The organism is Sphingobacterium sp. SGG-5, assembly GCF_011043525.1.
In the GTDB taxonomy this organism is placed as follows: domain Bacteria; phylum Bacteroidota; class Bacteroidia; order Sphingobacteriales; family Sphingobacteriaceae; genus Sphingobacterium.
Map to the genome: position 1 here is coordinate 225609 of NZ_JAAKGO010000006.1, position 12482 is coordinate 238090.

A 12482-nucleotide genomic window follows, 5' to 3' on the forward strand; every position below is an offset into this window, starting at 1 on the left:
TAAGAAGATGAAAAATAATGTGATAAAACTGATAGCTCTCTTTTCTGTGCTATTGATAGGTTCCTGTTCTTTCTTGGACAAAGAGCCGGTCACGAGCTTTTCCGCACAAGGCTTTTATAAAACGGTGAGTGATGCACAAGCTGGGGTATATGGGATATATAATGGTTTGCAGTCTGCACTCCGCATCAATTTTGCGTATTGGGGAGAGGGAAGAGCGGACAATATAGAAACCAATCAGACAGGAGACCCTTCTGCATTGCACGGCAATAACTTAACAAGTATTATTGCCTCATCGAATACCAACACTTCCGCCAATTGGACAAATCTTTATCGAGTAATTAGCCGAGCGAATTATGCGATAAAGTATATTCCGGAAGTTTTTGAGAATGAAACAGCGTTAAGAAACCAGTTGCTTGGGCAAGCAAGAGCTTTGCGCGCAATTGCTTATTTCTACTTAGTCAGGGTCTGGGGAGATGTGCCCTATACATTAGAGCCTTATGAAAGTGTAGATCAGGACTTATTCTCTATAAGAACAGATAAGGAGATTATTCTGAAACAGATCGTAGATGATCTTCTCTATGCTTCGGAATACTGTTCGCCTGGATACGGAGGTGAACGGGATCGGGTTTTGATTACCCAAGGGGGTGCCAACGGTCTGTTGACACAGGTGTACATGTGGCGTAAGCAGTATGAAGAGGCCATAGCAGCAGCGGAGCTTGTATTGGATAATCCGTTGTACTCCTTGGTCTCGATCGGCAATTGGAACAATATGTTTTCCGCAGGCTTGAGTACTGAGAGCATATTCGAGGTGGGTTACAACGAAACGCAGACGAATATGATGCGTGTTCTGTATGCGCAGGGTAATGATGCACAGTATTTCCCGAGCGAAAAATTTATGACCTCTTTCGAAGATGGTGATTTACGTAAACCAAAGATTTGGGATAATGCCCAGATACCTCCACGGAAAATATGGAAATTTTTTGGCGAAGGCTTTAATGACGAAAGTCCTGATCCCTCTCAGAATAACATTATTTTGGTGCGACTGGCTGATATCATGTTGCTGAAAGCGGAGGCACATGCTCGTCTAGGCGAAGCGGATCTGGCCTTGCCTCTGTTGAACAGAATCCGAAACCGTGCAGGACTTGCCTCATTGGATCAGGATGAAGCAGAGCAGCTATATGGTACAGTAGAGGATGCGGTTATGCATGAAAGATCGATAGAGCTTTGCTACGAGGGGCATCGTTGGTTTGACCTCGTGCGAACAGATAAAGCAATAGAGGTTATGGGACCGATCAACGAATTGACCGATCCCGACAATATCCTCTGGCCAATACATGAGGATGCGATCAATCGTAATCCGGGTCTGGAACAAAATGAGTTTTACAAATAATCCGATGCACCGGCATGGATAATAAGATAATTTATTATGCAAACGAAAAGAACTTTAAAAGGATTTTTAGCAGCTTGCGTCGCGGTACTCTTCTGGATGGCGAGCTGTGAGGTTCAGGAAAATTTTAAATATGAACCTTCTGGAGTAACCGGGAAACTGGATATGACAGCGTGGGAGTTTATCCAGACAAATGATGATTTTGAGCAGCTGGAAAGTGCGATTATACGAGCGGGCCTCCAAAACCTCTATCAAAATGAGGAGAGGACATTCATTATTCCCAACAATACGGCTTTCAATACCTACCTGCAAAGTGGTGGCTACAGTTCGATAGACGATATTCCATTGCCGATTCTGCGCAATATGTTGCGGTATCATATTGTCAAGGGCCGTGCTATTTTTACGGATCCCAATATTGCCCGGGATGTGCCGGTCGCCTATGAGACCGAAAATGGACAGAATATGTTTCTATCCCGTAACAATAATTATATAGGCTTGATTAATCAGGGAACCTCACGGCAGTGGGAAATCCGGACGTCCAATCTGGAGCCGACCAATGGCGTGATGCATGCGGTCAATTATATTGTCTATTTTTCAGCTCCAGCCGTGGACAATAGCGAAGACCCTACGCTTCTTAGAGATACAATCTATGTGTTGCACGATTCTTATGTGGCTGGGCATTCCCCTGGTGATTCAGATAATAGTACGACAAATTACGGTACAGCAACCACACTCCGGCCTAAAAGATTACCCGCTAGTGGTAGTGTTGATGGAAACGGTACTTATGATCGTAAAGCATACCTTATGTTCGATACAGATGATTTTGACAAAACAGGTATCCTTGTGGATATGACCGTCAAATTGGCGGTATCATTTGGTCGTGGTGGCTATGCCGTAGAGCTTTACAACGTGCCGGATAACAATTGGACGGAAACTACGATTACATTTGCCAATGCACCGGCGCCTGAAGGGGGACGAATCGCATTTGCACCAAGTGTGAATGGAGCGTCTGCTATGAGCTTTGATATCACTGATTTTTATAAAAATCAGTCACCCAGTGGTCGGATTTCTTTTATGTTGGATACCGAGCCTTGGGCAAACGGAACAGATGACTTTGCATCAAAGGAGCATGCTACGCTAGCTCCACCTATGCTTATAGCAACATTGGCGACAGGGCAGAACGTGTTGGTTGTAGAGACCAACGAGCAAGCGACTGTTCTTAACGGAGGATCTTTTGTGCTAAATGATGATATATTGAAAGTATCCGGGGCGGAAGCTTCCGATATTATTTATACGATAGAAACGGGCCCGGCAAAAGGATGGCTTGTCCGGGGCGCAGATATACTTGGTCAGGGTGGACAATTCACGCAAGCTGATATTCAGTCGTTGAGTCTGCTTTATATCCATGATGGGGAGAGTAGTGGCGAGGATACCTTGGTGCTGTCGGCGAAAGATCGGACAGGTGTTGAACTTGAAGGAATAGAGGTCAAGATTAATATTCAATGATAGATGATACAGTATCTTATAAATAGGTTTAAAATATTTTTTAGCGTAGCTATATTGTTCAGTTCATGTTCGTCCTCGGGGGAAACGGATATTCCTCCGCCTATATCGACGGATCGAATTATTGAATTCTCGGGCTACGAATGGATTGTGCGCACATCCAATGATAATAAGGTAGGACCGGGGCCGAATTATTTTTCTGATTCGGAGGATAACGTCTGGGTCGATGATGATGGCCGATTACACCTGAAGATTGTTCGGATAGGAGGGACATGGTATTGCTCCGGTGTAATTTTGAAAAAGCCGCTGGGCTATGGTAAGTATGTATTCTATGTGGGCAATGATGTCAGTAAATTGGATCAAAATATCGTAGCTGGTCTCTTTACCTACTTTAATGATGAAGAGGAGATCGATATTGAATTTTCAAGATGGTCAGATCCGGATAATGAGGACTCACAATTTGCTGTACAGCCTTCACATTTGGTGGGGAATAAGGTGCGTTATAATTTGGATCTTCTCACGGAATATTCCACACATGCCTTCAATTGGCAATCGGATAGGATCGAATTTGTCAGTCTTCAGGGGCACGGACTTGCGGTTAATGGCGATAATCTTATTCATGAGTGGACATATCGCGGAGATAACATTCCACCAAATAGAACGGCAGAACGGTTGCGGATGAATTTATGGCTATTTAGAGGCCAAGTTCCTTCCGATAGCAAGACATATGAAATGATTATTGATAAGTTTGAATTTATCAAGGAGAATTAGAAAGAAGCCTTGCAGGTTTTATAACCTGCAAGGCTTTTAAATTTTAGCTAACCAGTAACTTGTAGCCCTTTCCGTGTACATTTACAATCTCGACATTCGGGTCCTCTTTTAGGTATTTCCGGAGTTTACTTAAGAAGACATCCATACTGCGCCCGGTAAAGTAGTTGTCATCGTGCCAGATTTTTATCAAGGCTTCCTCACGTGTAAGTACGTCATTCTTTTTCAAACATAAAAGACGTAAAAGTTCGGCTTCTTTTGTAGATAGCTTTTGCTGCTGACCTTTGTAGGTAATGATCTGGCTGGTGTAGTCGAAAAAATAATCGCCGATTTCGAACTTGTCGGCAAGTTCTTCCTCCTTTTCTTTTGAAACACGTTTTAGGAGCGCTTGGATACGTAGTAAAAGCTCTTCCACGCGGAATGGCTTGGTAATATAATCGTCGCCACCCAACTCAAAAGCCTGTGTTTTATCTTCCATCATACCTTTTGCAGTCGCAAAAATGATAGGTATTGTATCGTCCATCTTACGAATATCTTTACCTAAGGAGAATCCATCTTTCTTAGGCATCATGACGTCGAGAATACAAAGGTCAAAATGATTTTTACGGAACTGTTCAAGTGCTTGGTCACCATCTTGTGCTAATACCACCTCATATTTACCTTTTAATTCCAAGTAATCTTTTAGTAGTTCGCCTAGATTAGGATCATCTTCCGCGAGTAATATTTTTTGCATAACTGAACTCGTTTAATTATCAATTCTGTTTTTTTAAAGGTAATGTGATTTCAAATACCGTACCTTTATCTTTTTCGCTTTTAACTTGAATGGTACCGTCTAAGCGCTTGACGATGTCGTTTACATAGCTCAGCCCTAGGCCGAACCCCTTGACATTATGTACATTGCCCGTTGGAATCCGATAGAATTGATCAAATATCTTTTCTTGTTGATCTTTGGTCATTCCTAATCCCTTATCTGCTACGGATATGATAATATTCCCTTTATGATTGAAGGTCGTGACCGTTATTTCAGGAGAATTTGGACTATATTTTATGGCATTGTCTACTAAATTAAAAAATACGTTTGAAAGATGCAATTCGTCCCCAATGACCAGATCGTACTGCGCACGGAGATCAGCATGTAGTATGCCACTTGCCTTTTGGAGCTGGAGCTGCATGCTGTCTAATACACCTTCTACCAATGGGTTGATCTGTACATCAACACGCTCGATTTTTAAATTTTCTTTCTCCAGGCGTGCAATATTAAGTACACGTTCGATATGAGAGCCGAGACGGACATTTTCATCGTAGATGATATTAGCTAATTTATTAACTCTGTTTTCGTTGGATGCTATTTCCGGATCGCGTAGAGATTCGCTAGCGATCATAATAGTAGCTACAGGAGTTTTGAATTCATGCGTCATATTGTTAATGAAGTCAGTCTTCATTTCTGATATTTTTTTCTGCCTGAAAACGATGGTCAGGGTATAGGCAAAGCTACCCACCAGTAATGCAAATAATGCTAAGGTTGGCAGGATTAGGTAGCTCATATTGTCGAATATCACTCCCTTTTTATCCGGAAAATAGATAGACAATCGCCCTGTCGGTGTGCTGACATCGCCCTTGAATAATGCTGTCGTGTACCGGGTAGGTTGTTCCTGATTGCTAAGAGAAGCGACGTTAGTCGTATGATAGATCAGTTTATGGCTATCCCGGACTTCAATATTGAAGGGTGCACGGATATCCCGTGACTGAAGTTCCTCTTCTAAAAGCGTATGAATTAAATTGATGTTTATGCGCTCGCGGAGCGGGCGGTTTGCCAGCGTAAGACCCAAGGCAACGTCTTCGATGAGAGTAGGTTTTTTTCCACCGATAACAGCAAGCGTATCAAAAATATTATCAGCGTTATTTGCTAGGAATTCGTTGTTTAATTTCTCAAGCCGCTCTTCCAGATCCCTAAGCTCAAAAGCTATTTTTGCGTTCGCTTGGGGCTGCAGTGTGGCTACCGTATACCGTGAAGCTTTTTTGAGAAAAGGATCAATATCAGCGACGATATAGCGCACCGAGTCATCCTTTGCTGCTATCACTGGAAGAGTCTGGGTCGCACTGACGTCGACATATTCCCGATATAATGTTGTCCCCTGTATGGGTTCCTGGATGACGTTGATGTCTAAGAACCGCTTATATTGGGGTCGCCGGATATAAGTTTCATAAAACCAGTTTTCGATATAGATAAGGTTCGGAAAAGTGGCTTTGAGCTCGTCTTCCGTGTTTTTGAAGTTTTGGTAATATTCGTACTGTTGCGTACGAAGCAGCTGTATCCTATCTTGTATTTTGAGCTGTTCCGCTAATGCCGCCTGTTTACGTTGTTCCGCTTCATATTTTTCCTGATTGATCTTGCGTTGTGTTCTCGCAAGATTCAGAACTTCGTTTTTCTCAATGATGGAAGCAACTTTCGAAAGCGATGCATTGACGGCTTCGTCAAATAAAATAGATTTCTGCCGGTACGTTTCCCGAATAAAATAATATTGCATAGCCATTACTCCCAAGAGTGCAATAGACATCAGCCATATTATAAGTGTAATACTTCTTTTCTTCATGCAGCTATACAAAAATAGCAATGAAAACGGCTCTCACTATCCATTTAACACTATTTAACAGCTTGCTTGTCAGGTGTTTGTTGTAATTATTTTACCTCCGATACCTTTATCGTGTTGGTTTTTCCTTTTTCGTGCAACGGTGTGGAAGCTGTATTGATGACAATCTGTCCCGGTTCGACGAGGTGATATTCTTTTAGCAGGCCGTTAACATCCTGAACAGACCCATCCGTACTTTCATATTTACTATATATAAAGGTTCTTACACCCCAAAGCAAGCTCAACTGACGGAGCAGGTGTTTATTTCCTGTAAATACAAAGATATTTGCATCCGGGCGATAGCTGGATATTTCAAATGCGGTGTATCCCGATGCTGTCATGACCGCTATAGCTGATGCTTTGGTTTTTTGGGCTAAAAAGATAGATGATCCACAAATGGCATCCGGTATTAAACTCACATCGGTGTAGCTGTCTTCTTTTTCACTATAATAAGGATAAGAAGTCGCTTCCACATGTGTGATAACTTTTGCCATTGTTTCGATAACAATTTCGGGAAACTCACCTACGGAAGTTTCACCACTAAGCATCACGGCGTCAGCACCATCCAATACTGAGTTGGCCACGTCGTTTACCTCGGCACGTGTAGGCCGAGGTGTTGTAATCATGCTTTCCAACATCTGTGTAGCGATGATAACAGGTTTAGCCAAGTTGCGGCATTTTTGTACGATCATTTTCTGTAGCCCAGGAACCTCTTCCATAGGCATCTCTACCCCGAGATCACCACGAGCCACCATGATTGCATCTGTTGCTTCAATAATGGCATCAATGTTTTCAATAGCTTCAGGTTTTTCTATCTTGGCAATGATCTTGGCGTGACTTCCCTTATCAGCGATGATTTTTTTACCTTGAATAATATCTTCTGCTGACCGTACAAAAGACATCGCTATCCAATCAGCACCGTGATCTAATGCAAAATTAAGATTGTCGAGGTCTTCCACTGTCAGTGAAGGAATAGACACCTTCGTATTTGGTAGATTAACACCTTTTCGTGAAGTGAGGACGCCGCCATGTACGACTTCACACGTTACGGTGTCTTTATAGTTTGTTGAAAGAACACGCAACTGTAACTTTCCGTCATCCAGTAGGATTATTTCATTCTCTTGCACATCATTTGGAAAGTTTTCGTACGTAATATAAATACGGCGTTCATCTCCGATAAGTTCTTGCGTTGTTATCTCCACCTTAGAGCCGTTCAGGAGGATTGCTCCGCCTTCTTTCATCTTTCCGATACGAATTTTAGGTCCTTGTAGATCCGCTAAAATACCTACATTATAGCCAAACTCCTCATTTATGGCGTTGATCGTCTCTATTACCTTAAGATGATCATCCTGACTGCCGTGGGAAAAGTTGAGGCGACACACGTCTACGCCTTTAGCAATCATTTGGGATAATATTTCCTTAGGTGCTGATGCTGGACCAAGAGTCGCTACTATTTTTGTTCTTTTTTGGATTTTTTTCATCTATATAAAATTTTAGCTTCCTTACTGGAAGAACCAAGTAAAGGAAGAATATGTTCTTTTGAATAATTTTGCATGGTGTAATTTGTACACTTAGAAAATAGTTTGCTAAAATATCAGATTTTCTTTAGATTTCAATGCTATTGGATCAATTTCTTTTACTAACATGATTTGCGGAATGGATCGGATCTGTTCGATGAGGAGAATAAGGTCTTCTTCGTCAATGTAATGTTTGATAAGTAAAAAATAATCAAAATTAGAAGCTTCGGGGATTAAAACGCCATTTTCCAAGCTTTTGTTGTTGACCAAATAGTACTCGAATTCAAAAATATCGTTACAATACCGATAAATTTGATAGTGATGAGTAACTTCTTTTTTGCTTTTGCTTTTTTCGTGCAATATGTGGTAATCCAGTTCGTCAGGAGGCTTGTTCTTTAAATTACCGTTATGATCTAATGGTGACTCTTTACCGAAAATAAGATTTAGCCCTGTCTCTTTATTGATAAAATGGCACAATCGGTAGTCCCGCAATGACGTACTAATGCCGATTAAGGTGAAATCTAATTCCAGATCAAAGTCGAAGTCAATTTTGAAAGTGATTTTATTCAATTCGATATTCTCGTTGATTAGAAACAAACTTAGATAAAGTAGAGGAAATTTACAATTATCGGGACGATCCTACAACATGGTACTAGTTTTTCTTGAATTATAAAAGTTGTAGTGAAAAAAATAATTTGCTATTATATGCTAATTTTGTTATTATTGAATAGGCTTTATTCCGTCGTTATGGTGTGGATAAAGGGTTGGCGCTCTTATATTTTCGTCTAAAAATCAAAAAGGTTTGGTTTTTGGGGAAATTTATTTTTTCTTTGCACAGATTTATTAAACATATTAAACTATAAAATCATGTCAGATATCGCATCAAGAGTAAAAGCAATTATCGTTGAAAAGTTAGGTGTTGATGAAAATGAAGTTACGCCAGAAGCTTCTTTCACGAATGATTTAGGTGCAGACTCACTTGATACAGTTGAGTTGATCATGGAGTTCGAGAAAGAATTCAATGTTGCAATTCCTGATGACCAGGCTGAGAACATCAGTACTGTTGGTCAAGCTATCGCTTACTTAGAAAAAAACGTTAACTAACTAATTATTAGGCTAAACATCATAAATGGAGCTTAAAAGAGTAGTTGTTACAGGGTTAGGTGCACTTACACCGTTAGGTAATTCCGTTACAGATTATTGGAACGGATTAATAAATGGTGTAAGTGGAGCTGCTCCTATTACGCATTTCGACGCATCAAAATTTAAAACGCAGTTTGCGTGTGAGGTAAAAGGCTTCGATCCACACGATATTATGGATCGTAAAGAAGCACGTAAAGTTGATCCATTTGTGCAATTTGCGATAGCTTCTACGGATGAAGCTGTTAAAGATGCCGATCTTGATTTTGATAAGTTGGATCGGAATCGTATCGGTGTTATATGGGGGTCCGGTATAGGTGGGCTTAGGACTTTCACGGATGAAGTGGTTAACTTCTCAAAAGGTGATGGAACCCCACGCTTTAATCCGTTCTTTATCCCCAAGATGTTAGTTGACATTGCTCCGGGTCATATCTCCATGCGGTATGGTTTGCGTGGGCCTAACTTTTCGGCCGTGTCGGCATGTGCATCTTCTACCAATGCGATGATTGATGCATTTACTTATATCCGTATGGGTCGTGCCGATATCATTATTACCGGTGGATCGGAAGCAACTATCAATGAAGCCGGAATCGGAGGATTTAACGCGATGCATGCCCTTTCAACGCGTAACGATGATCCAAAGACGGCATCACGTCCTTTTGATAAGGATCGGGACGGTTTTGTATCCGGTGAAGGTTCAGGGGCAATTATATTGGAAAGCTTAGAACACGCTTTGGCCAGGGGAGCAAAGATTTATGCTGAAATTGTTGGTGGCGGGATGAGTGCTGACGCACATCATATTACCGCTTCACATCCTGAAGGGTTAGGAGCCAAATTGGCCATGACTATGGCGGTAAAGGATGCAGAAATGGATTTTTCCGATATCGATTATATCAATGTACACGGTACTTCTACTCCTGTAGGAGATATCAGTGAAGCAAAAGCTATTGTCGACTTATTTGGTGAACATGCCTACAAGTTGAATATTAGTTCGACAAAATCGATGACGGGTCACCTTCTCGGTGCAGCCGGAGCTATAGAAGCCATAGCTGCTATTTTAACGGTTAAGAACGATATTGTCCCTCCGACAATTAATCATTTTACCGATGATCCGGAAATCGACAACCGATTGAATTTTACGTTTAACAAAGCCCAAAAGCGTGAGGTAAGAGCCGCGTTGAGTAACACATTTGGGTTCGGTGGCCATAATGCGACTGTTATCGTAAAAAAATACCTCGACTAATGTCTGTGTAAATACATAATAAGATTTCTGAATAGGTGGCTTTGAAGAAAGGCTACCTATTTTCTTATGATAAAGGGAAGCATGTCTTTTAAATTCTATAATCTTTACCTTTCGCCGAACAGGAAATACATCAGGCAACTGAAGAATATCCTCGGATTTGTACCCGGTAATCTTAAGCTTTACCGGATGGCATTCAGGCACAAGTCTGTGGCCACCACAATTAAAGAAGGCGTCAAGAATAGCAATGAGCGCTTAGAGTTTTTAGGGGATGCAGTTCTCGGATCCGTGGTCGCAGAACTGCTGTTTAAACTTTACCCGTATAAAGATGAAGGTTTTTTAACAGAAATGCGCTCAAAGATTGTCTCCCGTGCCAATCTCAATAAGCTATCACGTAAACTGGGATTTGACAAACTGATACAATACGATGCCCGGATGATCCATTATCCCAATAAACAAGGCTCCCTATTGGGGGATGCATTTGAAGCGTTGGTCGGAGCTGTGTACCTGGATAAGGGGTATCGGTTTACCAAAGAGTTTCTGTGGATCCGTATTATCAAACCCCATGTCGATATTCATCTGCTTGAAAATACAGAAACCAACTTTAAAAGCCGGTTAATAGAATGGTGTCAACAAGAAGGAAAAGAAGTATCTTTTGTTCAGGTTGATAATCCTATAGGCGAATCCGTAAAAATGTTCAGCATTGAAGTCACAGTGGGTGGAGAACCCTGTGGGTTAGGCCGCGATTTCAATAAAAAAAGTGCCGAGAAGCTCGCTGCCGAGCGAGCCTGCGAACATCTTAAGATTTTGTAGCTGCTAAAAAGCTATTATTCGTTCCGTTATCTTACCTTTGCGGTATGGCAAATATCAAACCATCTTTAGCGAAAGGTACACGTGATTTTTCTCCGGTGGAAATGGAGAAAAGAAATTATATATTTCGGACACTGCGACAGGTGTTTCAAAAGTTTGGCTACAGTGAAATCCAGACGCCTTCTTTTGAAAACTTGAATACGTTGACCGGAAAGTATGGTGATGAGGGTGATAAACTGATCTTTAAGATCTTAAATTCGGGGGATTATTTATCTAAAGTACCCGAGGATTTGTTGCAAAAAAATCAACATAATCAACTTATTCCTCATATTACCGAAAAGGCATTGCGGTATGATCTTACCGTGCCATTTGCGCGCTATGTCGTGATGCATCAAAACGACATAGCGCTTCCTTTTAAACGCTTCCAGATCCAACCGGTATGGCGGGCAGACCGCCCGCAAAGAGGGCGTTACCGTGAATTTTATCAATGTGATGTGGATGTGGTGGGTTCGGAGAGCCTGCTCAATGAAGCGGAATTTGTGCTGATCTACCAGGAAGCGCTCAAAAACCTGGGATTAAAAGATTTTACGATTAAGATCAATAACCGTAAGATACTGAGTGGTATTGCGGAGATCATTGGTAAGCCTGAGCTGATCGTGGATATGACCGTTGCGATCGATAAACTGGATAAGATTGGCTTAGAAGGTGTCAATAAAGAACTTCTGGAGCGTGGTTTTACGGCAGATGATTTAAATCTGTTGCAGCCGATTATCGAATTGCAAGGAAATAATGCGGAGAAATTGCAGCAGTTGAAAGCGGTATTGGCACAGTCGGAGACAGGGTTGAGGGGTGTAGCAGAAATAGATGAAGTGTTTGATTATGTGCGTGCTTTTACGGGTTCAAGTGATCTTTTGGACGCGTTTGTTGAAGTGGATATCACGTTGGCCAGAGGTTTAAATTATTATACGGGTTGTATCTTTGAGGTCAAAACGAATGAGGTGGCGATGGGTAGCATCGGCGGGGGAGGTCGCTATGACGATCTGACGGGTATGTTTGGGCTGAAGGGGTTGACGGGTGTGGGTATATCCTTTGGAGCGGACCGGATTTATGATGTGCTGGAAGAGCTTGATCTGTATCCGGATATTCATGTGTCGAATACAAAATTACTGGTGGTGAACTTTGATAAGGCCGCAGAAATGGTTACGCTCCCTCTGTTGTCGGTTGTGCGTAATAACGGAATTGCTGCCGAGCTGTACCCCAACAGTGCTAAGCTCAAAAAGCAAATGGCTTATGCCGATGCGAAGGGAATCCCGTTTGTGTTGCTTGTCGGTGACGAGGAGATCGCATCGAGCCTTTATACGCTTAAGAATATGGAAAGCGGTGCGCAAACTAAGGTCAGTGAAAAGGAGCTGGTGCAGAAATTGGCTATTAATGGACAATAGCTGGAACTTTGATATGTATATGAATTTATATATATTCGTATGTTA

At 41.7% G+C, this 12482-nt stretch carries 11 protein-coding genes; 7 read left to right on the forward strand and 4 right to left on the reverse strand.

Annotation, left to right across the window (positions count from 1 at the left end):
- Window positions 1–7: 7 nt before the first annotated feature.
- From G5B30_RS11260 to G5B30_RS11270, 3 genes are read left to right on the forward strand one after another with little or no spacing between them, the layout of a single operon-like run.
- Complete coding sequence (locus tag G5B30_RS11260) at window positions 8–1390, forward strand: RagB/SusD family nutrient uptake outer membrane protein (RefSeq protein ID WP_165320095.1); 1383 nt, start codon at window positions 8–10, stop codon at window positions 1388–1390.
- Window positions 1391–1426: 36 nt separating this feature from the next.
- Entirely contained in the window at window positions 1427–2893 is a 1467-nt protein-coding gene (locus G5B30_RS11265) for a DNRLRE domain-containing protein (protein WP_206367091.1), read from the forward strand.
- A gap of 3 nt (window positions 2894–2896) precedes the next feature.
- Complete coding sequence (locus G5B30_RS11270) at window positions 2897–3661, forward strand: glycoside hydrolase family 16 protein (protein WP_165320096.1); 765 nt, start codon at window positions 2897–2899, stop codon at window positions 3659–3661.
- A 43-nt stretch (window positions 3662–3704) separates the two neighbouring features.
- Here G5B30_RS11270 and G5B30_RS11275 read toward each other — a convergent pair whose 3' ends face one another.
- The 4 genes from G5B30_RS11275 to G5B30_RS11290 form a co-directional block, all read right to left on the reverse strand.
- Entirely contained in the window at window positions 3705–4391 is a 687-nt protein-coding gene (locus G5B30_RS11275; protein WP_165320097.1) for a response regulator transcription factor, read from the reverse strand.
- 19 nt (window positions 4392–4410) lie between these two features.
- Window positions 4411–6252, reverse strand: coding sequence for a sensor histidine kinase (locus G5B30_RS11280; protein ID WP_165320098.1), 1842 nt, complete (start codon window positions 6250–6252; stop codon window positions 4411–4413).
- Window positions 6253–6338: 86 nt separating this feature from the next.
- Window positions 6339–7769, reverse strand: a complete 1431-nt coding sequence (gene pyk, locus G5B30_RS11285; protein ID WP_165320099.1) for a pyruvate kinase — start codon at window positions 7767–7769, stop codon at window positions 6339–6341.
- A 105-nt stretch (window positions 7770–7874) separates the two neighbouring features.
- Window positions 7875–8375, reverse strand: coding sequence for an IPExxxVDY family protein (locus G5B30_RS11290; protein WP_165320100.1), 501 nt, complete (start codon window positions 8373–8375; stop codon window positions 7875–7877).
- A gap of 297 nt (window positions 8376–8672) precedes the next feature.
- Here G5B30_RS11290 and G5B30_RS11295 point away from each other — a divergent pair, with 297 nt between their 5' ends.
- The 4 genes from G5B30_RS11295 (at window position 8673) to hisS (ending at window position 12437) form a co-directional block, all read left to right on the forward strand.
- Entirely contained in the window at window positions 8673–8909 is a 237-nt protein-coding gene (locus G5B30_RS11295) for an acyl carrier protein (protein ID WP_079643602.1), read from the forward strand.
- Between the two features lie 25 nt (window positions 8910–8934).
- Window positions 8935–10188 (forward strand): beta-ketoacyl-ACP synthase II, encoded by a 1254-nt coding sequence (fabF, locus tag G5B30_RS11300; protein ID WP_165320101.1) that lies wholly within the window; start codon window positions 8935–8937, stop codon window positions 10186–10188.
- A gap of 81 nt (window positions 10189–10269) precedes the next feature.
- Entirely contained in the window at window positions 10270–10998 is a 729-nt protein-coding gene (gene rnc / locus G5B30_RS11305) for a ribonuclease III (RefSeq protein ID WP_206367092.1), read from the forward strand.
- Between the two features lie 44 nt (window positions 10999–11042).
- Window positions 11043–12437 (forward strand): histidine--tRNA ligase, encoded by a 1395-nt coding sequence (gene hisS / locus G5B30_RS11310; protein WP_165320102.1) that lies wholly within the window; start codon window positions 11043–11045, stop codon window positions 12435–12437.
- The last annotated feature ends 45 nt before the right edge of the window (window positions 12438–12482 follow it).